Here is a 20,068-nt window from a genome sequence, read left to right as displayed (position 1 = left end):
TCACGCGCCAAGTCCAAGCCTGGCAAGACGATCGCAACCGAACGACGAAGGGCGTCGACTGGCAATTCACGACCCAACAAGCCCGCGTGAAACTGCGACGACTCTACCCCCAGCTTTTGGTGTGACAAGGGACTAGTCGTCGACTCGCTCGTCAGGTTCGGCCACCCCGCCGAGCCGCTCCTGCACGGCCTCAACCGAATCCAAGTGATGAACCGCTCGCAGGGTCAGGCCTTCCAGCTCCAGGATCGTGGCCTGGCCTTCGACATCCGGCAGACGGGCCGTTGCCTTTCCGTCGCGATCGAGGAGCACGGGGTACGGGCGATCGCGCATGCGGGGTATCGCAATGAAACGCGCGACCAGCCCCGGCATGCGGTGGATATCGGAGAGGTAGAGGGCACCGAGGCCCTCGAGCCGTTCGCCCCCGACCCGTGCCACCCCTTCCCGCAAGATGTCTCCCCCATCCATGTCACGGCTGAACAGGATGAGCTTCACGCTCTCGTCGAGGGCCCGGAGTTCTCCGTGCTGGTCCTCCAGTTCGATCGACGCCAGCTGTTCGCCTACGGCGTACGGCTCCTCGGCGGTGGCCGACGAAACGCCGAACAGAACGCCAGACATCAGGATGATCGCGAGAGGTGTTGCACGCATGGCGCCAAGGGTAGAGCATCCCGGTGTGGAAGAGCGCCCCTCCCCCGTCGTCATCCCCCCGGATGAACTCGAAGCCGAAACGCTCACCGGGCTAGTAGAGGCCTTCGTCAACCGCGAGGGCACCGACTACGGCGCCGTCGAACGGAGCCTCAAGGACAAGGTCGAAGACGTCCTTCGCCAACTGCGGCGAGAGGAGGCCTTCGTCGTGTTCGACCCGGAGACCGAAACGATCAACATCGTGCCGGGCCCGGAGATGCCCGGACGGCGCTGATGCCGCGTGGAAAGCGCCCGAGGGCTCGCCCGGCCCGAATCAGAGGGATCGGGCCTCCGCACTTTCGTCTTGCGCAGTCTCGGCCGGAGTCTCCTCTACCGGCGGAGCCGCCAGCAGATCCTCATCGGTCTCGAGGGGCTCGCCTTCCGGTGCACTCGCCAAGGATTCGTCGGTGACCGGCGGAGCGGCCAGCTCCTCGGGCAGGGCGTCCAGCCCGAGCCCGCCCTCGAGCTTCTCGAGGCGATCGGGGCATAGCTGCCCGGCACCTGCGGCCAGATGGTCGTAGACCGATCGGTACTGGAGGGTGAGATCGTGAAGCTTGCGTGACGTCTCCGCGAAATGGTCGCCTACCTGGCCTCGGTATTCGCCGAGTTCCTGCTCGACGATCCGTCGCTCCCCGCGGGCATCATCCAGAGCGCCCTCGAGCTCCTTGACCTGGCTCACATTGTCGCCGGTACGGCGGCCGAGCCAGAAGGCAAGCAGCAGACCACCGAGAAAAACCGGTAGCGCCACCTCGGGCTGCAAGGCCACCGCCAACCACTCCTGCAAATTCGACATCTCTGGTCCCCTCTGTTCATCGCTCAGGACTCCTCACGTTAGCACGATGAGGAGCCCACCGACGGTGATGCGAGCCCGATCGGGCGGCGAAAGGAGCCGGTCAGAAGGCCGGCGGCAGACCCTCCGCCTCGCGTGCTGCGATCAAACCGGGTCCATCGCCGCTTGCCCCGCACACCAGCTCTTCCCGCTCAGCCGGCCAGCCCGCTGCAGGCGGGGCCAGCCCGAAGTGAAACGCGCACAACACACCAGGGGCCAGGCCCAGGCGTTCGCGGAGGATGGGCACCTTCCGGCGCATTTCTGCGAGAGCGATCTGGCCCAGCGTGAAGCGGGCATTCAGCTCGACCACCGGCCTGAAGGCTTCCTGGCCGGCCGCATCCCGGTAGACGAAGGCATCCACGCCGCACGGGCCGCGGTAGCCAGCCTCCGAGGCCGCCAGCCCCATCGCCACGGCAGCCTCACGCAGAGCTTCATCGTGGCGAGAGCCCGAGGTCACTCGGCCCCGGGAATCGACCCGGCCCCGGTGCCCTCGAACGATTCCCGCTGGGCTGGTGCACTGCTCGAAAGTGCCGAGCAACAGAACGCTGCCGCCTTCCTCGATCAAGAGCTGCGCCGAGAGATCCTCGATGCGTTCGACCCAGGGTTCGATGAGCGCGCCGCCGCGCTTGGCCAGGCGTGAGAACGCGCCTTCGAGCGCCGCACGGTCGCCGCCGTTGTTACGCCCGGCCGCCCGCCCCCTGCCGCTGCTTCCGAAGCGCGGCTTCAAGGTGAAGGCACGAAACGCATCGGGCGAGGAGGCGAACCGGGCATCGAGAATGGCCCAGGCGCTGGATGGATCGCGCAACTCGGCGGGCTCGAGGACGCCGATCTGGTCCCAGGGCGGAGGCAAGAGCCGGGCTTCGCGGGCGGCGCTCAATGCGAAGGCCTTGTCGTGGACACGGGCCACGATCCCGGGCGCGGCACCGAAAAGCGTCCGGCCTTGTTCGGCCGCCCACGCGGCAGCTTCCTCGGTGTTCAACCAGGCAGCGGCAGATACCCCTTCCAGCCACGCGAGTGGCACCGGAGGTTCGAAGAGGCCGCGCCAGAGCGACACCACCGCAGCCGCCGCCGGCTCGCGAATGCGCTCGCGCCAGCCCGGGCCTTCCTCGGCCGAAACATTCGGAAGCAGGCGAGGCAGGTGACTCACCCTCGTTCCTGGGACGAGCGGGCCGTACGCACGTGCTCGATGAAGGCATCGCTGAGGCCGGCCTTGCGTCGCCCCGCCACGTCGAAGCGCCTGCCTTTCGCTCGAGCCGCGGAGAACGGGAACGGCACGCTCGCCTCGTAGCGGGCGATGGCATCGCCCCCCGGCTGCAGCACTTCGAGCCAGCTCGCCGCAAACGCCACGTGGCCGACTTCGTCGTCATGGATTTCCTGGCACACCCTCGCGCTCTCTTCGTCTCCCGCCTCCCGGAACGCGTCCCGGTAGAGCAGGCTGAAATCGAGATTGGCCTGCTCGAAGGTGAGGCCCACCGCGGCAAGAAAGGCCGCCGGGGTCTCCATGACGTCGACGTTCTTCCAGAGGTAGTCCGAATGAGGGGCAAACGACGCGAAGGCGAAACCCTGGGCCTCCAACCGGTCGAGATACGCCCGGGCATGGCGCTGTTCGTCCCCCAGGATGTGTAGCCACCCCGCCGCCATCTCCTGGGGAAGTTCGGGCCAGCGAAGCAGCGCCCAGGCGAAGAGCTCCACCGCTTGGAGCTCGTGGTGAGCGAAGCGGGCAAGACATACGGCGCGGGCATGGGGCGAGCGCAGTGCACCCGGCCGGGGCAGCGTTGCGGCACCGCTCGCCATTTCCAGCCCGGCGCCCCGCACGGGACGGCTGGGAAACGTGTCCTTCGTCACGTCAGAGTCGAGAAGAGTGGCCCCATCCGCGGCCACAGGTGTTAGCTTGGAGGCCAGGTCGCCGCGGGTGAGGATGTGCTGGCACGCCTCACGCACACCCGGTTGCTGAGCTTCCAATTTCGCCACTTCTTCCTTTTCTGTCGTCTCCATCTGCGCGCAGCCTACCAGTTGGGCACACATGCCTGCGGAGGAAGCAGGGAAGAGGGCCCGGGAGCCGCAGACGGCTCCCTGCGCGGTATACCCCTTGCACCTCCGGAACACCGGAGGACATGATCATGTGGGTTCGGGTCTTCGACGATGCGGAACAATCTCCCGAAGGCGGCGGACGCGGCTTCGAGATCCATCCCAAGGGGCGAGACCTCCACGTGTTGCGTCTTTGGGGCCCGATGCCTCGTCGCTGGGCCGAGGGCGTTTGCAGCGGGTTGGCGCGAGCACGCATGACGATCGAGAGCGGCGTGGCGATCCGGGAAAACCCGGAACTCTGGTCCGCCAGTTTCGAGATCTCCTCTCAACAGGCGATTCGAGATCCGCTCTCCCTCGATCTCTTGTCGCTGGCCCTCCACCCTCCGACCCCGGCAGACTGGATCCCTGTGCGCATCGAGGGCTTCACGCTGGCCGACGATCCGGAGCGCGCCGCCCTGCGGGTCGATCTGTTCGGGCCCGATCAACATGGCTTCTTGGGTGGGCTGCTCCAGCGGTTGGGCTTTCTCGGCCTCGCCCCGGTGGAGATGGTGATCGAAACAGGCTCGGAGGGCCTCTACGATGTCCTCCATCTCCAGACGACGGAAGGCGCGGCTCCCTCAGGCGTTCACCGCCGTGCTGTCGCCAAGTTGTTGGAGGGCTGCGTCCTGACGCCGGGCCCGGCCTAGGGCGTCGAATCGACAGGTCGCCCATCGCGTCCCACCCTGTGTGTGATGGTCTTTCGACATCGATGCATTGCCTTGGCGAACGGCCTCTTCCTGGTCGCCTCGATCGCGCATGCCCAGATCGAGGGTGCCGGGGTCGACGGCGCCAGACGTAGTGCGGCCGATCGGTCCCTTTCCGATGGACTGCGAATCCAGGTGCTCTCCTGTGACCCCTACGCAGGCCAGCGCGACCTCCGCGTCGCACGCGTGCGGATCCGCACCGGCGAGGAGCCGGCCGAGCTGACGGATCTCCAGTGTGGTGCCTTCGAGCCCGGCACGAATCGCGCGCTCTTCATGAATTCGGTGGACGGGTTGGGCAGGCTTCCCGCGGGTGCAGAGCGAATCGCCCAGGTGATCTTCCCAGCGTCGCCGAGACATCGCGAGTGTCGTTGTGTGATCGACTCGACCGTCACCTTGCGGGAGCGGCGTAGCTCCCGAGGCCCCGAGTGGTGGGACGAAGAAACCTGGGAGCCGCCGCCCCGCTTGCATACAGAGCCGGAACACTGGCCTCCGCAGGACCGGAGGCCGGAGACGGACTTCTTGCGGGAGGAGATCGTGCTCCGCCCCGCCACCGAGTTGCACCATGGGCCGGATGGCGACACGGAGGTCCTCGAACGGCTCACCGCCCAGGAGCGAGTGGAGGTCGTCTCGATCGAACGCGGCTGGAAGCGGGTTCGCCGACGCGGCGGCTCCGAGGGCTGGATCCGGTCGGATACTTCGACACCTGACCTCGAAGCCCCCGCGAGGGTCGGTGCCCGCCTGGACGAGCTGGCCCTGACCCTGCTTCCCGATGGAACCGCTCCGGCTGCCCTGACCACCTCGTGCCCGATCTCCGCAGCCGACGCCCTGCCGGAGCTGGTCTTCGCCCTGGTCCCTGCCACGCATACCGTCTACGTCACGAACCTCTGGTACGCCCTCGACGATTTCCAACGCGAAGCCTTCCACGCCTGGGTCCACGGCTGCCACGAGATCTCCCGCATCGTCGAACTGGCAACCGGCGCCGAATTGAGAAACGCAACCAGCGGGGACGGGGTTTACAATTGACTTTCCTACGGAAAGTCAATTGTAAACCCCGTCCCCGCTGGTTGCGTTGTGGCCTAGGCTTTGATCTGTGAGCGAGTGGTTGCAGCTGGCGAGTTCGCGGGGCGTGGTGCGGCGTGCGTTGATGTACGCAGTGATCGTTGGGGTGATCTTGATTTCCATCAACCACGGCGATGCGCTGCTACGGGGAGAGCTGGATTCCACGCGATGGCTGAAGATGGGGCTTACCGTGCTCGTTCCCTACATGGTTTCGACGCTATCGAGTGTCTCCGCGCTCCGCGGCTCGTAGGCAACGAAGACGAGGCGGGGGCGCGGGGTGCAAAGCGGCTGGAGACGAGGACACGCTGCCGGGCTGGCTGCGACCGTCGTGTGGGTTGCGGTCGCGAGCGCGGCGATGGAGCCCCCGGAACTTTCGGTCATCGTCGATTCGGAATGGGCCCTGGGTTTGCGGGGCCCCCATAGCCAGAAGCTCGAGATCGTTGCCCAGCCGGAGCTGCATTGGGGTCTCGGCCCGGAGACGCGGCTTACCGCCATCGGTCGCCTGCGGGCGGACGCGTTCGACCGCATCGAACCCGGGCATGCGCGAGCGACGGAAGTGTCTTCGCTCAGCCGCCGTGGCTCAGCCGGCGATCACGTGGATTTCGAGCTGCGCGAGCTCTTCGTCGAGACGCAGTGGGGGCGCACCTGGTTCACCCTCGGCAAGCAGCAGATCGTCTGGGGTCAAGCGGACGGCCTCAAGGTTCTCGACGTCGTCAACCCCCAGGACTTCCGCGAGTTCATCCTCGATGATTTCGATGATTCACGCATCCCGCTCTGGGCCATGAACGCAGAGGTACCGATCGGCGAGGCGACTCTCCAACTCTTGTGGCTTCCGGATCCGAGCTATCACGAGCTACCCGAACCCGATGCAACCTTCGAGTTCACGGCGCCCCGCTTCCTCCCGCCGTCCGTACCGGGACACCTTGCGTCTCTCGAACCGACCCATCGACCGCGCCGCCTGCTGGCCGATTCCGACGCGGGTGTCCGCCTGGCAGCCTTCGTCGGTGGCTTCGACGTGAGTCTCAACTACCTCTACCACATCGCCGACCGCCCCATCTTCGAAGGCCAGCGCGGAGCCGGCCCCTTCGGCCCGACGGTCGCGTTCACTCCGCGCTACCGACGCACCCATCTGCTAGGTGGCACCTTCAGCAATGCGTTCGGGGATCTCACCGTTCGTGGCGAAGTCGGCTGGACGAGCGATCGACGCCTCTCGGTCGAGAACCCATCGGATGCCGACCTGGTGGGCCGAACTGGCGAGCTGGCCTACGTCCTCGGCCTCGACTGGTTCGGCTTCCAGGACACCCTGCTCTCGTTCCAGGTGTTCCAGAGCTGGCTCCTGAGAGACGAAAAGGGCTGGCTGCGCGATCGGCTGGACACCAACCTCACATTTCTCGCCCGCCGCGAACTGTGGAACGAACGCCTCCAGGTGGAAGGCATCTGGATCCACAACACGAACGATGGGGACGGACTGCTGCGCCCCAAACTGAGCTTCGAACTCCGGGACGGGCTCACCCTGTGGGCCGGCCTCGATATCTTCTACGGTCGCAGCCGCGGAGTCTTCGGCGAGTTCGATGGGCGCGACCGCGCCGTCATGGGGATGGAATGGGGATGGTGAAGCGATGCGTGATCCTGCTCCTGGCAGCCACCGGCCTCGTCGGCGTGGCCGGGGCGGAGGGGCTGCCGGACGGCGACGAAATCGCTCGGCGCATCAACGCGCGGGATGACGGCAGCTCGGCGCAGCGTACGCTCGAGATGGAGCTGATCGACAAGAGCGGTCACTCCCGAAAACGAAGTGCGCGCCTGTTGCGGCGGTGGTTCGGCCAGGAGAAACGCCTCGCCCTCTTCTACCTGAGCCCGGCCACGATCAAGGACACCGCATTTCTCGTCCACGACTTTCCGGAGCCGGAACGGGACGACGCCCAATGGCTCTACCTCCCCGCTCTGCGAAAAGTTCGACGCATTGCCGCCAGGGATCGAGGCAAGAATTTTCTCGGCACCGACATGAGCTATGAGGACATGAAGAACGAGACCAAGGTTTCCGCCCAGGACTACCGCTGGACGACCCTACGCGAAGAAGCCTGCGGCGAGGCCCGCTGCGTCGTCGTCGAGGCCGTTCCCGTAGACGACGAAACGGCGCGGGCAGTTGGCTACGGAAAAGTCACCTACTGGGTCGATCCCGAGATCTGGATCGCGCGACGCGCCGAGTACATCGACGCAGCGGGGCGCCCGAAGAAGAGCGCAATCGTCGGCGAGATCCGCCAGGTCGATGGGATCTGGACCGCCCACCACATCGAAGTGGAGACCCACAAGAACGGACACCGAACCGTGTTCCGAATCTCGGAGGTGGACTACGCCACCGAGATCGACCCGGATCTCTTCACGGAGCGAGCGTTGCGGCGCGGGGTTCGCTGAGCGGCGCCCCCAGCCCGGGGATGATCTCACCCTCGGACGCGCCCGGAGGATCGATCCCAAGCAGCGCGGCCACACTGGGTGCGAGATCGATCGCTCCTGGTCGGCCGAGCCTGGCCCCGGGCGCAACCCCTCGCCCCTTCGCGAGCAGGATCGCATGCATCTCCTCGTACTTGGCCGGGTCGTAGCCGTGAGCACCGCCTCGGGCCTTGCCCAAGACCATCTCGAGGAGCGCCTGAGGCTGGCGACGCGCACCTCCGAGCCGAAGCGGCGGCTCCGCGAGGAGCACGACCTGCCCCACGCGGGTCGGATGCCGGTAGCGCAGGGCCAGGGGCAACTCTTCGGCCCGCCAGGCCGTGAGACCCTCCACTCCCGAAAACGCCCCCATCGCCTCGTCCACCTGGGAGGGGTCGCGCAGGTGCACATGGGCAACCGACGTTCCATGAATGACACGACCCGAAAGGCCCGCCTTGCGCAGCAGGCTCCGACCGTCGAGCACCTTTTCCGCGGAGATCATGCCGTGGTCGCTCGACACGATCAGGGTGGTGCGGCCCCAGAGACCGCGCGCATCGATGCCCTCGAGGACGCGCAACAACTGCTTGTCTTGCTCCCGCAATTGCGCAGCCACTTCTGGCGTACCGGGCCCGTTCCGATGGCCGGCACGATCGGCGCCATGCCACCAGCTCATGATCAAACGCGGACGTTCTGCCTCGGCCAGATCGAGCCAGGCCAGGATCTGATCGACCTTCACGCGTTCCGGAAGCCCGCCGTCGAATGGGGCTCGGCGGTAGCTCGCCCCCACGCCACGCCAATCCGTCTCCGAGCCGACCCAGAAGAAGGTCGCGGCGCGCACGCCCTGACGCTCCGCGGCCGCCCAGATCGGCTCGGCCTCCAGAAAGCGGGCATCGTTGCCGTAGTCGAAATAACCGAGCTCCGGATCCAGGAACCGATTGCCGACGATGCCGTGACGATCCGTGTGGGTGCCGGTGGCCTGGGCCACATGATTGGCGAAGGTGCTCGACGGGAAGACTGGAAGCAGGCTGTCGGCCGTCGCACCTTCGCGAGCGATGCGCCCCAGGGCAGGCAATCCCTCCTCGGCGAGTGCATCGTGACGCACCCCGTCCAATGAGATCCAGACGACGATCGGCGGCTCTGCCTCCTCACCGACGGAAGCCGCTGAAAAGGAAAAGCTCGCGACCCACCAGATCGCAACGAAAAGCCGAAACGACACGTCCTAGGAATTCGCCGCGATGGCGTCCGCGAAGGACGCTCGCTCACCGATCAGGTGGCGTGCCGCATTCAACGGGCGGGGACGGCGGAAGGCCACAGCGCCGCTCAGCCGACCCTCTCGGCCGAACAATGCCAGGAAGCGATCCTCCTCCAGGCTACCGTGGCAGACGTGCATCTCATCGTTCGCCCCCGGCTCTCCGGCGATTGCGATGCGCATGTCGAGTTGGTCGCTCCACACGTAGGGAACGACATCGAGAGGCTCCACCACCGTTCCGTGCATCAAACGCTTCGCTGCATGGACGCCCTGCTCCACGGCATGGGTCCAGTGCTCGTAGCGGCGTGGCGCTTCCCCGGCGGTACCTGCCCAACTCGCCACATCGCCCGCCGCCAATACGTTAGGCGCCGCGACTCCAGAGCCATCGCAAACGACGCCATTCTCGAGCCGGAGCCCGGAGTCTTCGAGCCAAGCCGTCGCGGGACGCACGCCGATTGCCACCAGGACGACATCGGCGGAAACCCTCTTCCCATCCGAAAGCTCGACCGCCTCGACCCGGCCCTCGCCTACGAACGACTGGATGCCGACACCCAGGCGGATCTCCACACCGGCTTCCCGAAATCGAGTGGCAACCAGGCCTCCAAGGGTTTCACCAAGACCGCGAACCAGAGGAGCCGCCAGCGGCTCGATCACCGTCACCTCCAGACCGAGTTCCCGGCAGGTGGCCGCAACCTCCATCCCGATGAAGCCCGCGCCGACGACGACCACACGGGGATTTCCCGACAGATCCGACCGCAACGCACGAGCATCCGCGACGGCGCGCAAAACGTGAACGCCTTCAAGACCCGCCCCGAAAGGCAGATGCCGGGGCACGCAGCCCGTGGCGATCAACAGGCCCTCATAGGCGACGCGCTCGCCATCTTCGAGAAGTACCGCAGATGCTCCAAGATCGAGTGAGGCCGCAGGTTTCCCCAGGCGCCACTCGACCTGGAGATCCTCCGTACCCTGCTGCCTCAGAGCAATCTTCTCTTCGTCCCAATCACCTTTCAGGAATTGCTTCGAAAGCGGCGGCCGATCGTACGGAAGCTCCGGCTCGGAGCCGATGGCAACGAGTTCCCCCGAATAGCCGTCGGCACGCAGGGTCTCGATGGCGCGAAAACCGGCGAGCGACGCTCCGACCACCACGATGCGCTGCACGGCCACCTCCATTTCCCGTCAAGCTGGTTCCGGGGCCCTCTGCGGAGAGTCCGGAAAGGCCTCGCGCCGCTGCAGCACAGAAGCACTCCGCCCGGCAGGCTACCGGATCGATGCCTCAAAGTGGAGAGCCCTCTGCGCTTGCGATGGCCGTTCAATCTCTCCTCGTGCGGCGAAACCTGCCGACGACTTCCCTAGAACCTCAACTGGTGTAGGTTCACGCATGGCCTTGATCACGCGATTTCTCTCGTGCATTTTCGTCCTCCTCGTGGCGGCTCCCATCGGAGCAGCCCCGCGTGTCGTTCTGGTTGGCCTCGACGGGGCATCCTGGTCGGTGATCGACCCCCTGGTCGAGGCTGGACGGATGCCCAACCTGAAGGCTCTCCTGAAACGCGGCGTCCATGCGGAGCTGGAAACCGTCGAGCCGGTGATCTCCCCGGTCGTATGGACCTCCATCGCCACGGGGCAGCCGCCGGAAACCCATGGCATCGGCGATTTCTTTGGCGATGCCCGGGCGATTCAATCTCCGACGATCTTCGAGCGGGCTTCGGTCCAGGGCCTTCGGATCGGGACGCTGGAGTGGCTCGTATCCTGGCCGGCCCAGGAGCTCCCGGGCGGCTTCGTCGCCCCCGCCTGGCTGCGTCAGGACGAGACGACTTCTCCAGACGATCTCTTCGTCCGCGCCGGCATCCCTCGCTATGCCTACTCGAACCAGGGGCTGCGGAGCCGTGGCGAGTTCTTCGAGAGTTCCTTCGAGGAGACCCGGCGCAAGGCCTCGACGTGGAACGCGCTGACCAAGACCTACGACCTGGATGCGGGTGCGATCACGTTCTATGCGCTCGACGCCCTTTCCCATCGTTTCTGGGCAGACACGTTTCCCGAGGGCTTCGATGCGGACGATCTGGCCGGGCGCGGGCTCGAGTCCGCGTTCCAGGGCGCGGTCGAGAAGGGCTATGAAGCCATCGACCATGCGCTCGGAGAGTTGGTCGCAGCGCTCCCGCATGAAAGTGTCGTTCTCGTTGCCTCGGATCATGGTTTCCAAGCTGGCGAACGTTTCGAGCGGCGCTGGTCGTTCGAGCTCCAAGAAGAGCTGGCGCGAGCGGGACTCGTCCCGGACCGGGAGACGTTCCGTATCGACGGGCAATTCGGCCTTCCAGCTCTGACGGTCGAGCCCGGCCCCTTCGAAGAACGCGAACCCGTCCTCGAAAAGCTCGTCACCTTCTTCGAGGGCGCGCACAACCTGGAAGGAGAAGCGCTCTTCAATGTGGTCGTCTTCGATCAGATCGATCGGCCCGAGGGCCGGGAGCGCAGCTGGAGCGAGCGTTTGCGCCAATGGGGCTACCGGATGGCCGCCCGTTTCCTCTTCTCGATCGAGTTCGATGCACCGGCCCATGCGATCATCGTGCTCATTCCCGAGAACGAAGCCTTGGAAGCCGCCTGGCCCGACGGCCGGGTCACGCTAGGCGGGCTGGAAGTTCCGGTCCGGCAGGTCGTCTATGGCGACGGATTCACGGGCACCCATCACCCCACGGCCGTATTCCTCGCGGCCGGCGGGCCGATCCGTGCACTGAACGAACGCCAACAGCTCTCGGTGCTCGATATCGCCCCGCTGTTCCTGCACCTGGCCGGGGTCGCGGTGCCCGATGATCTCGACGGCGAATTTTCCGCTCACTTCCTCGCTGAGGACTGGTTGTCGGCCAATCCAATTCGCAGTGTTCCGGCCTCCGACCTCCCGCGCCTTCCGCCACCCGTTGGCCCTGAACACGAAAACGCCCTCCTGATCGAGCGCCTTCGCGCGATGGGCTACGTCGATTGAACCGCCTCCGAATGCCCCGCTGCGCGAAGGGCAATCCGTAGCTTTTCGGCTGCCGCATCCATCGCCGCGGGATCCGGATTCGCGTCTGCTCTCGAGAAATCGAGGTCATGCAGGCCATCGATCGGGACCAGATGGAGGTGGGTATGGGCAACCTCCAGGCCGGCAATCATCAGGCCTACCTTCGTCGGCGAGAAGGCTTCCTGGATGGCCCGCCCCACCTTGTGGGCCACCGTCGTCAGGTGCTCCATCAACTCCGGATCGCAATCGAGCCAGTGGTCGATCTCTTCGATGGGGATGACGAGGGTGTGGCCAGGACGCAGCGGCGCAATGGTCAGAAGCGCCACCGCACGCTCGTCCCGCCAGACAAGGCGGCCGGGCAGCTCGCCCTGGATGATTCGGGTGAAGATCGACGGCACGGAAGCTCCTTTCGGGGGTTATCCTGCGGACATGGTACAGGTCCGACGAAGATCCTTGCCCCATCCCTTTCTCATTCTCCTCGTCATCATGATCGCGGGCGCGGCGGCGGGAGAGGGTTTCGACGAGATCGAGCCTCCGGATCTCGAAAAGGTGTTGGCCGCCGATCGGGCGCCCTTGCTTCTCGATGTCCGCACACCGGAAGAGTTCAGTGGTGGCCATATCCCGGGCGCCCTGCTGATTCCGATCGACGAGCTTCCGAACCGTCTCGATGAACTCGCCGCCTTCAAGGAGCGCGGCGTCGTTGCCTACTGCGCGCATGGGAGACGGGCGACACGCGCCCTCGAATTACTGGAGAGCGCAGGCTTCCAGAACCTTCGCTTGCTGGCCGGAAGTATGAGTCGCTGGCGCGATGAAACTCGGGCGGAGAATCCGTAGGAAGACCAGGGTTCGGCCCGGGAAAGACATGGAACTGCGAGGAATCGATCACCTTCCCATTGGGGTCGTCGCTCACGGAACCTGGGTCGAAACCGGACCTGTCTTCAGGTCCCACGAGCCCGTCCCCGCGGGCTGGGGCGAGGCAGCAGGACTCCCGCGGCATCGCTATCGTCCGCTCCCGCGTCCATTTCATTCTTGAGGAGCCCCCATGAGTCGCAAGGTATTCGTCGTAGGCGTTGGCATGACCAAGTTCGAGAAGCCTGGTTCGAAGGATTGGGACTATCCGGACATGGGGCGTGAAGCGGGCGAGAAGGCTCTGGCCGATGCGGGCCTGAAGGTCGAAGACATCGAGCAGGCGGCCGTGGGCTACACCGCCGGCGATTCCACCTGCGGCCAGCGCGCGTTCTATGAGCTCGGGACCACGGGAATCCCGATCTACAACGTGAACAACAACTGCTCCACGGGCTCGACCGCGCTCTTCATGGCCAAGCAATTCGTCGAGGGTGGCCTCGCCGAGTGCACGATGGCCATGGGTTTCGAAAAGATGGAGAAGGGTTCTCTCGGCATGAAATACACGGACCGGACCATGCCGATGGACAAGCACTTCAAGGTGATGATCGACGAGCGCGGCTTCGACCCGAAGGCTCCCGCCACGCCGCAGATGTTTGGCAACGCGGGGATCGAGCACATGGAGCGCTACGGCACGACCGCCGAGCAATTCGCCAAAATCGGCTACAAGAACCACAAGCATTCAGTGAACAACCCCTACTCCCAGTTCCAGGACGAGTACACGCTGGAACAGATTCTCGAATCGCCCACCGTCTACGGACCGCTGACGAAGCTGCAGTGCTGCCCCACCTCGGATGGAGGCGCCGCCGCGATCGTCGCCAGCGAAGAATTCGTGAAGAAGCACGGCCTCGAGAGCCAGGCGGTCGAGATTCTCGGCCAGGCCATGACGACGGATTTCGACAGTACCTTCAATGAGAAGTCGATGATCAAGATGGTCGGCTCGGATCTCACGAAAGCGGCAGCGCAGCAGGTCTACGAACAATCGGGCCTCGGGCCGGAAAACGTGGATGTCGTCGAGCTCCACGATTGCTTCAGCTGCAATGAGATGATCACCTACGAAGGCCTGGGTCTCTGCCCCGAAGGCAAGGGTGGCGGCTTCGTCGATGAGGGCGCACAGACCTACGGCGGCCAGGTCGTGGTCAATCCGTCCGGCGGCTTGATCTCGAAGGGCCATCCGCTTGGCGCCACCGGGCTGGCCCAATGCGCCGAACTCTGTTGGCAGCTTCGCGGCGAAGCCGACGCACGCCAGGTGGAGGGCGCCAAGATCGCGCTCCAGCACAACCTGGGCCTCGGCGGAGCTGCGGTCGTGGCGATGTACCGCAAGATGCAGTGAAAGACGGCCAGGCCGTACAGCGCTGGAAGGTTGGCGATGTCACCATCACCAAGGTCGTGGAACTCGAGCTTCCGGGCGCCATGACCTGGATCCTTCCAGAGGCCACCCCCGAGCACCTGGCGACCGTTCCCTGGCTGAAGCCCCATTTCGTCGACGACGCGGGCGATCCGATCATGAGCGTTCACGCACTGGTGATCGAATCGGAGGGCCAGCGAATTCTCGTGGATACGTGCGTCGGCAACGACAAGAAGCGGCCGGTCGCGGGCTGGGACCTCCGCCAGGGGCCATTCCTCCAGGACCTGGCGTCGTCCGGCCATCCAGCGGAGTCCATCGACACGGTGCTGTGTACACACCTGCACGTGGATCACGTCGGCTGGAACACTCGCTTGGAGAATGGGCGTTGGGTGCCAACCTTCGACAATGCCCGGTATCTCTGGAATCGCGACGAATACGACTACTGGACGGCCCATCCCGAAGAGCAGATGGGCGACGTGATGGGCGATTCCGTGCAGCCGGTGCTCGACGCCGGCCGGGTCGATTTCGTCGAGCCCACCCACGTGGTGACGTCGGAAGTCGTGCTCGAACCCACACCGGGGCACACTCCGGGGCATGTGAGCGTACACATCACCTCAGCCGGAGAAGAAGCCGTGATCACCGGCGATCTCATGCATCATCCGGTGCAATGCGCTCACCCGGAATGGGCTGCCAAGGTCGACTACGACAAGGACCAGGCCCGTGCCACACGGCTGCAATTCCTGGAACGCTATGCCGATCGCCCGGTCCTGATCATGGGAACCCACTTCGCCGGGCCTACCGTGGGGCGCGTCGTGCGCGACGGAGACGCCTTCCGCCTGGACGTCTGAGGGAGCCATTGGACGACCGGGATTCCACCTACGAGCGACATCTCGAGCTCCCGTCGGAACGCTAGGACATGGCCCGGCTCGTCATCGCCATCGCATTCCTCCTACTGGCCGCTGCTGCCACAGCGGAAGAACTCGTGGTGGGCGTGAGCTGGTCGAATTTCCAGGAAGAGCGTTGGAAGACCGACGAAGCCGCTCTGCGTGCGGCCCTCGAGGCGGCCGGCGCTCGCTATCTCTCGGCCGATGCGCAGAGCCGCGCAGAGAAACAGCTCGCGGATGTCGAGAGCCTGCTGGCCCGTGGCGCCAGTGTGCTCATCCTCGTCGCTCACGATCAGGACGCCATCCTTCCTGCCGTGCGAAAGGCCCGCGCCGAAGGTGTCCCCATCATCGCCTACGACCGGTTGATCGAGCGGGAAGATGTCGTCTACGTCTCGTTCGACAACCGCGAAGTCGGTCGGCTACAGGCTCGTGAGATCCAGAAAGCGAAGCCCGAGGGCCGGTACGTATTCATCAAGGGTTCTTCCCAGGATCCCAACGCGGCCTTCGTCCATCAGGGGCAACTCGATGTGCTTGGCCCGGCGCTCGAGGCGGGCCGGATCGTCAACGTAGGAGAACAGGCCATCGACGATTGGTTGCCCGAACTCGCCCAGCGCGTGATGGAACAGATTCTCACCGCCAACGACAACCGGGTAGACGCCGTGGTTTGTTCAAATGATGGAATGGCAGGCGGCGTCGTTGCGGCTCTTCGTGCCCAGGGAATGAATGGGATCCCCGTCTCGGGCCAGGACGGAGATCGCGCCGCCTTGCATCGGGTGGCTCGGGGCGACCAGACCGTGAGTGTCTGGAAAGATGCTCGTGCACTCGGCAGCCTTGCCGCGCGGGTCGCCCTGGAGATGGGGCGAGGCGCAAGCCCCGAAGCCGTTGCGGGAACCACTCCCTATCGGGACGGACCGCGCGGGCGCGTGGTCCCCTCGATCCTGCTCGCTCCGATTCCGATCACGCGGGCGAACCTGGAAATCGTATTCGATGCGGGCTGGGTCTCGAGAGAGGACGTCTGCCCAGGCGCCGAAGATCCGCCGGCCGCTTGTCGATGATCCACCGGCCGCTTGTCGACGAACTCGAAGCCGTGACTGGAGAGTCCTGGCGTCGGGTGGGCCTGCTGGTGGCGTTGGCCGCGTTGTGGCTCGGTTTTCATCTGGCCTCGGACGGCGCCTTCCTCACTCCGCGCAACCTCACCAATCTGGCCGTGCAGACGTGTGTCGTCGGGCTGATGGCCACGGGGATGGTGCTGGCCATCGCCGCGCGGCAGATCGATCTCTCGGTGGGCTCCGTACTCGGTGCCACGGGGATGGTCGTGGCCGTGCTTCAGGCCGATGTCTGGCCGCGCGAAGCCGTCTGGAGCGGACCCATCGCGTTGGCCGCGGGCCTGGCCCTCGGCGTGACGATTGGAACCTGGCAGGGCTGGTGGGTGGCCTACCGCGGTGTGCCCTCCTTCGTCGTCACCCTTGCTGGCCTGCTCGTGTTTCGCGGCGCCGCCTTCCTGGTGACCGATGGCCGGACGGTAGCGCCACTGGCGGAGGGTTTCTCGCGCATGGGGGGTGGACCCGGCGGCACCCTGCCCGCGTGGCTAGGCTGGGCGATTGTCGCCGGAGGTACTCTCGCGTTCGCAGCCGTACGCCTTCGACGAGGTGGATCCAGAACGCGTTGGCTCGGCGGCGCGGCCATCTGCGCACTGGCCCTCGGCGCTGTATTCGTTTTCACGACCCCCTTGCGCGAGGGCGGACCGACGCGGGGCGTGCCCTACCCGGTCGTGATTCTCGCCGTCGTCTCCCTGGCGGTGGGCTTGCTGGCCCATGCCACCCGCTTCGGCCGCTGGGTCTTTGCCATGGGCGGAAGCCCGACAGCCGCCGAGCGTGCAGGCATCGATACCCGACGCGTCACCCTCGGCTTGTTCGCCTTGCTCGGCCTCCTGGCTGCTCTGGCCGGCAGCGTGACGGTGGCGCGCCTCGAGGCCGGGACGAGTTCGATGGGTACACTCGCCGAGCTGAGTGTGATCGCGGCAGCAGTGATCGGCGGAGCGTCCCTGCGCGGCGGAAGTGGAAGCGTAGTCGGTGCACTACTCGGCGCGTTGCTGATGCAGAGCCTCGAAAATGGCCTCGTCCTGATCGGCGCCTCCAGCGCCGCGAGACAGATCGCCATAGGCCTGGTGCTGATCCTTGCCGTATGGATCGACGGCCACTTCCGAAGGGAGACTGCGTGAGCACTCCGCTCGTCGAAATGCGCGGTGTAGGCAAACACTTCGGAGGCGTACGTGCCGTCGAAGATGTGGATCTGGAGCTGAACGCCGGTGAGGTGCTCGGCCTCGTCGGCCACAACGGCGCGGGAAAGTCGACGCTGATGCGCACCCTCTCCGGAGCCGACCCTCTCGACGAGGGAGAGATCCGCATCGACGGTGCTCCGATCCTGATCAAGAGCCCGCGTGACGCGCGCGCCTTCGGTATCGAAACCGTGTACCAGGATCTCGCCCTCGCCGACAACCTGGATGCTGCTGCGAATCTCTTCCTGGGCCGTGAGCCCACCCGCCATGGCCTGCTGGACGAGCCTCGCATGGAGGCCGAAGCACGCGAGGTCCTGGGCCGAGTGAACCCGGCGTTCGATGCCTTCCGCACACCCGTCCGCGCTCTTTCCGGGGGCGAACGCCAGGCCATCGCCATCGCGCGAGCCCTTCGCTTCCGGGCGCGCGTACTCATCCTGGACGAACCCACCGCGAGCCTGGGAACGGCGGAGACGAGCATGGTTCACCAGGTGATCCGACGCCTTCGAGATGAAGGCCTGGCCATCGTCGTGGTAAGCCACGATCTACACGGCTTGCTCGAACTCGCGGACATGCTCGCCGTCCTGAGAGGCGGCCAACTCGTAGCCACCGCAACCTGCCAGGAAACAACCCGAGAAGACGTCATCCTCTGGATGCTCGGGAAGTCAACAAGCGGGGACGGGGTTTACAATTGACTTTTGACGGGGCTTCGCCCCTTCAAAAGTCAATTGTAAACCCCGTCCCCGCTTGTTGACTTTCTGTTGGCTAGGCTTCGGCGGTTGCTACCGGAACGGATCGCTTCAAGGCTGCGAGGAGTCTATCGATCTCGCGGAGGAGCGGCGTCGGTAGATCCGAAGCGACGGCGTCTCGGACTTCCTCGTAGTACCACCGGGTCTGAGCTGGGCTGCCGGTAAATCGATCGAGTGTCTCGACGCCATGCTCCTCGATGTCGGCGATGACGGAACGCAGGTTGTCCAGCTTGTCACAAGCGGCGACCAGACGAGTTCCTGCGTCGGCATTCTTCAGCTTGGCGAGATAGTGGTGTTTTCGATCGAGCCAGCGACCCTTCTGATCGGGTTCATCGCCCAGCAGAAGGTCGGTGAGGCTTGCAACCCGGCCGGCGATCGACGGGCCGAAACTCTCCTCGAGGCTGGAGATGCTGACTCCGGCGCAATCCTCGACGGTATCGTGAAGGAGGCCGACTGCGGCTAGATCGGGGGTGCCGCCGTGGCTCAGGACGAGACCCGAGACCTGGAGCAGGTGACTCACGTACGGGATGTCATTGCCTTTGCGCGTCTGGTCGGCGTGGGCCTCGGAGGCAAACGCAAACGCCCTCCCGAGAAGCTCGTATTCGCGGCGTTCCATTGGCTCCTCGGGTGCTAGTAGGCGTGGGCTGCCTGGAAGGTATCCGACCGCGAACTCATGCGCGCAGCGCTTCCGAAGGCGGAACACGCGCAGCGCTTCGAGCCGGCAACACCCCGGCGATGACGGCGACTCCGGCCAGGGCAAAGAGGAGAACCCCGATCGTGAGCGGGTCGATCACGACGTCACCGGCGAACTTCCCCTGGGCGCGCTGAACTGCCATGACGACTTGCACCATGCCGATGCCAGCGGTTCCGCCAACGATCGATGCCACGGTGGAGACCACCACAGCCTCCGCCAGGAACTGCCGAAAGACATCCTTGCTCCGGGCGCCAACTGCCTTGCGCAAACCGATCTCGTGAGTCCGCTCGCCCACCACGACGAACATGATGTTCATCACGCCAACGGCCCCGACCATGAGGGTCACGAGCCCGGCGCCGTACAAGAACACGCGCATCGCCATCATCATCGCGAACAACACCTTCAACGTCTCCCACATGTTTCCGAACCAGAGCGCCGTATCGCTGCTCGGGTCGAAGCCATGATGGGGTGCCAGCACCTGCCTCACACTCTCGATCGTCGCTTCGCCGTGCTCACGCACGACCGGCGAGAAGATCATCTCGTTGATGGCCTCGCCGCGTGTCAGCCAGCGCTGAGCCGCGGTGTAGGGGACGAAGACCATCAAATTGTCCCGATCGCCGGTATTGATGAGCTGCTCTCCTTTCGCCCGCGCGATTCCGATGATCCGAAACCCCACGGACCCGATCTGTACGACCCGGCCGATGGGTGCGGCATGACCGAACAGGCGCGACGCCGCTTCCGGGCCAAGAAAAGCGACGCGTGCGGAGCGCTCGACGTCCAGCGCAGAGACGAACCTTCCCCGCTCCGCCTGGATGTTGCGAACGCTGGCGGCCTTCTCGTTGACGCCGACCACGTTCAGCACCTTGGTCCGACCGGCCGCTCGCACGATCTGGCCCCAGATTTCGATATTCGGGGTCGCACGCTCGACCGCGGCCACCGAGGCCACCCGCCGGAGATCATCCTGCTCCAACTCGACGGAGCGAGACGATCGTTCGCCCACGCGATTCTTCAGGACCACGCCGGCACCCATGTAGACGGTCTTTTCGCCTAGTTCCTCGAGTTCGCGACGGATCTGCACATCGGTGTCGGCCATCTGGGCTGAAAGAAAGGTCAGCATGAACGCGCCCCAGGCGATGCCCGCAGAGGTGAGAACGAAGCGGAAGACGTGGGCGCGCACGCTTCGCCAGGTCTCGTAGAGGAGGTCACCCATTTC

Annotated in this window: 22 protein-coding genes; 13 read left to right on the top strand and 9 right to left on the bottom strand. The window is 65.3% G+C overall.

Features of this window, described 5'->3' with window-relative positions:
• Positions 1-132: 132 nt before the first annotated feature.
• On the bottom strand, positions 133-645 hold the full coding sequence (locus GY937_18280; GenBank protein MCP5058653.1) for a hypothetical protein: 513 nt from the start codon (positions 643-645) through the stop codon (positions 133-135).
• Here GY937_18280 and GY937_18275 point away from each other — a divergent pair.
• Positions 644-916, top strand: coding sequence for a YheU family protein (locus GY937_18275; protein MCP5058652.1), 273 nt, complete (start codon positions 644-646; stop codon positions 914-916). The genes GY937_18280 and GY937_18275 overlap by 2 nt on opposite strands.
• 39 nt (positions 917-955) lie before the next feature.
• On the opposite strand, the gene GY937_18270 is transcribed toward GY937_18275, so the two are convergent.
• The 3 genes from GY937_18270 to GY937_18260 form a co-directional block, all read right to left on the bottom strand.
• Positions 956-1,474, bottom strand: a complete 519-nt coding sequence (locus tag GY937_18270; protein MCP5058651.1) for a DUF1043 family protein — start codon at positions 1,472-1,474, stop codon at positions 956-958.
• Positions 1,475-1,574: 100 nt separating this feature from the next.
• Positions 1,575-2,657 carry a hypothetical protein gene (locus tag GY937_18265; GenBank protein ID MCP5058650.1) on the bottom strand — a complete coding sequence of 361 codons (1,083 nt, stop codon included), beginning with the start codon at positions 2,655-2,657 and terminating at the stop codon, positions 1,575-1,577.
• On the bottom strand, positions 2,654-3,505 hold the full coding sequence (locus tag GY937_18260) for a ferritin-like domain-containing protein (GenBank protein ID MCP5058649.1): 852 nt from the start codon (positions 3,503-3,505) through the stop codon (positions 2,654-2,656). The genes GY937_18265 and GY937_18260 overlap by 4 nt, the downstream gene beginning before the upstream one ends.
• Before the next feature lie 125 nt (positions 3,506-3,630).
• Here GY937_18260 and GY937_18255 point away from each other — a divergent pair, with 125 nt between their 5' ends.
• The 5 genes from GY937_18255 (at position 3,631) to GY937_18235 (ending at position 7,752) form a co-directional block, all read left to right on the top strand.
• Positions 3,631-4,224, top strand: coding sequence for a hypothetical protein (locus GY937_18255; GenBank protein MCP5058648.1), 594 nt, complete (start codon positions 3,631-3,633; stop codon positions 4,222-4,224).
• Between the two features lie 45 nt (positions 4,225-4,269).
• On the top strand, positions 4,270-5,304 hold the full coding sequence (locus GY937_18250; protein ID MCP5058647.1) for an SH3 domain-containing protein: 1,035 nt from the start codon (positions 4,270-4,272) through the stop codon (positions 5,302-5,304).
• 67 nt (positions 5,305-5,371) lie between these two features.
• Positions 5,372-5,590, top strand: a complete 219-nt coding sequence (locus GY937_18245; protein MCP5058646.1) for a phosphoenolpyruvate protein kinase — start codon at positions 5,372-5,374, stop codon at positions 5,588-5,590.
• 27 nt (positions 5,591-5,617) lie between these two features.
• Positions 5,618-6,955 (top strand): hypothetical protein, encoded by a 1,338-nt coding sequence (locus GY937_18240; GenBank protein ID MCP5058645.1) that lies wholly within the window; start codon positions 5,618-5,620, stop codon positions 6,953-6,955.
• Entirely contained in the window at positions 6,949-7,752 is an 804-nt protein-coding gene (locus tag GY937_18235) for an outer membrane lipoprotein-sorting protein (GenBank protein MCP5058644.1), read from the top strand. Before GY937_18240 ends, GY937_18235 begins: the two co-directional genes overlap by 7 nt.
• Here GY937_18235 and GY937_18230 read toward each other — a convergent pair.
• Together GY937_18230 and GY937_18225 are read right to left on the bottom strand one after the other, a co-directional pair.
• On the bottom strand, positions 7,718-8,980 hold the full coding sequence (locus GY937_18230; protein ID MCP5058643.1) for an alkaline phosphatase family protein: 1,263 nt from the start codon (positions 8,978-8,980) through the stop codon (positions 7,718-7,720). The two genes, GY937_18235 and GY937_18230, sit on opposite strands and share 35 nt — an antisense overlap.
• Before the next feature lie 3 nt (positions 8,981-8,983).
• On the bottom strand, positions 8,984-10,171 hold the full coding sequence (locus GY937_18225; protein ID MCP5058642.1) for an FAD-dependent oxidoreductase: 1,188 nt from the start codon (positions 10,169-10,171) through the stop codon (positions 8,984-8,986).
• Positions 10,172-10,391: 220 nt separating this feature from the next.
• Here GY937_18225 and GY937_18220 point away from each other — a divergent pair, with 220 nt between their 5' ends.
• The gene (locus tag GY937_18220; protein ID MCP5058641.1) at positions 10,392-11,984 is read left to right on the top strand and encodes a hypothetical protein; all 1,593 of its coding nucleotides are present in this window, start codon (positions 10,392-10,394) and stop codon (positions 11,982-11,984) included.
• Here the strand turns inward: GY937_18220 and GY937_18215 are convergent.
• On the bottom strand, positions 11,972-12,400 hold the full coding sequence (locus tag GY937_18215; protein MCP5058640.1) for an HIT family protein: 429 nt from the start codon (positions 12,398-12,400) through the stop codon (positions 11,972-11,974). The genes GY937_18220 and GY937_18215 overlap by 13 nt on opposite strands.
• 88 nt (positions 12,401-12,488) lie before the next feature.
• Between GY937_18215 and GY937_18210 the strand changes: the two genes are divergently transcribed.
• The 6 genes from GY937_18210 (at position 12,489) to GY937_18185 (ending at position 18,107) form a co-directional block, all read left to right on the top strand.
• Positions 12,489-12,836 (top strand): rhodanese-like domain-containing protein, encoded by a 348-nt coding sequence (locus GY937_18210; GenBank protein ID MCP5058639.1) that lies wholly within the window; start codon positions 12,489-12,491, stop codon positions 12,834-12,836.
• A 208-nt stretch (positions 12,837-13,044) separates the two neighbouring features.
• Entirely contained in the window at positions 13,045-14,238 is a 1,194-nt protein-coding gene (locus tag GY937_18205) for a lipid-transfer protein (GenBank protein MCP5058638.1), read from the top strand.
• 80 nt (positions 14,239-14,318) lie between these two features.
• Positions 14,319-15,101, top strand: a complete 783-nt coding sequence (locus tag GY937_18200; protein ID MCP5058637.1) for an MBL fold metallo-hydrolase — start codon at positions 14,319-14,321, stop codon at positions 15,099-15,101.
• Positions 15,102-15,169: 68 nt separating this feature from the next.
• Positions 15,170-16,192, top strand: a complete 1,023-nt coding sequence (locus GY937_18195; protein MCP5058636.1) for a substrate-binding domain-containing protein — start codon at positions 15,170-15,172, stop codon at positions 16,190-16,192.
• Positions 16,189-17,358, top strand: coding sequence for a sugar ABC transporter permease (locus GY937_18190; GenBank protein ID MCP5058635.1), 1,170 nt, complete (start codon positions 16,189-16,191; stop codon positions 17,356-17,358). The genes GY937_18195 and GY937_18190 overlap by 4 nt, the downstream gene beginning before the upstream one ends.
• Positions 17,322-18,107 (top strand): sugar ABC transporter ATP-binding protein, encoded by a 786-nt coding sequence (locus GY937_18185; GenBank protein ID MCP5058634.1) that lies wholly within the window; start codon positions 17,322-17,324, stop codon positions 18,105-18,107. Before GY937_18190 ends, GY937_18185 begins: the two co-directional genes overlap by 37 nt.
• 70 nt (positions 18,108-18,177) lie before the next feature.
• Here GY937_18185 and GY937_18180 read toward each other — a convergent pair whose 3' ends face one another.
• Both GY937_18180 and GY937_18175 read right to left on the bottom strand, forming a co-directional pair.
• Positions 18,178-18,777 (bottom strand): bifunctional (p)ppGpp synthetase/guanosine-3',5'-bis(diphosphate) 3'-pyrophosphohydrolase, encoded by a 600-nt coding sequence (locus tag GY937_18180; GenBank protein ID MCP5058633.1) that lies wholly within the window; start codon positions 18,775-18,777, stop codon positions 18,178-18,180.
• Positions 18,778-18,832: 55 nt separating this feature from the next.
• A complete protein-coding gene (locus tag GY937_18175; protein MCP5058632.1) occupies positions 18,833-20,065 on the bottom strand; it encodes an ABC transporter permease in 1,233 nt (410 codons plus the stop codon).
• Positions 20,066-20,068 lie beyond the last annotated feature (3 nt).

It is taken from the genome of bacterium (assembly GCA_024228115.1).
Classification (GTDB): domain Bacteria; phylum Myxococcota_A; class UBA9160; order UBA9160; family UBA6930.
This window is presented reverse-complemented; position numbering and strand designations above follow the sequence as displayed.

Coding starts and splice junctions, on each gene's coding strand:
- GY937_18275 (MCP5058652.1), top strand. CDS start 644: ATGGCGCCAAGGGTAGAGCATCCCGGTGTGGAAGAGCGCCCCTCCCCC.
- GY937_18280 (MCP5058653.1), bottom strand. CDS start 645: ATGCGTGCAACACCTCTCGCGATCATCCTGATGTCTGGCGTTCTGTTC.
- GY937_18270 (MCP5058651.1), bottom strand. CDS start 1,474: ATGTCGAATTTGCAGGAGTGGTTGGCGGTGGCCTTGCAGCCCGAGGTG.
- GY937_18260 (MCP5058649.1), bottom strand. CDS start 3,505: ATGGAGACGACAGAAAAGGAAGAAGTGGCGAAATTGGAAGCTCAGCAA.
- GY937_18255 (MCP5058648.1), top strand. CDS start 3,631: ATGTGGGTTCGGGTCTTCGACGATGCGGAACAATCTCCCGAAGGCGGC.
- GY937_18250 (MCP5058647.1), top strand. CDS start 4,270: ATGGTCTTTCGACATCGATGCATTGCCTTGGCGAACGGCCTCTTCCTG.
- GY937_18235 (MCP5058644.1), top strand. CDS start 6,949: ATGGTGAAGCGATGCGTGATCCTGCTCCTGGCAGCCACCGGCCTCGTC.
- GY937_18220 (MCP5058641.1), top strand. CDS start 10,392: ATGGCCTTGATCACGCGATTTCTCTCGTGCATTTTCGTCCTCCTCGTG.
- GY937_18210 (MCP5058639.1), top strand. CDS start 12,489: ATGATCGCGGGCGCGGCGGCGGGAGAGGGTTTCGACGAGATCGAGCCT.
- GY937_18205 (MCP5058638.1), top strand. CDS start 13,045: ATGAGTCGCAAGGTATTCGTCGTAGGCGTTGGCATGACCAAGTTCGAG.
- GY937_18200 (MCP5058637.1), top strand. CDS start 14,319: ATGACCTGGATCCTTCCAGAGGCCACCCCCGAGCACCTGGCGACCGTT.
- GY937_18195 (MCP5058636.1), top strand. CDS start 15,170: ATGGCCCGGCTCGTCATCGCCATCGCATTCCTCCTACTGGCCGCTGCT.
- GY937_18190 (MCP5058635.1), top strand. CDS start 16,189: ATGATCCACCGGCCGCTTGTCGACGAACTCGAAGCCGTGACTGGAGAG.
- GY937_18185 (MCP5058634.1), top strand. CDS start 17,322: ATGGATCGACGGCCACTTCCGAAGGGAGACTGCGTGAGCACTCCGCTC.
- GY937_18180 (MCP5058633.1), bottom strand. CDS start 18,777: ATGGAACGCCGCGAATACGAGCTTCTCGGGAGGGCGTTTGCGTTTGCC.
- GY937_18175 (MCP5058632.1), bottom strand. CDS start 20,065: ATGGGTGACCTCCTCTACGAGACCTGGCGAAGCGTGCGCGCCCACGTC.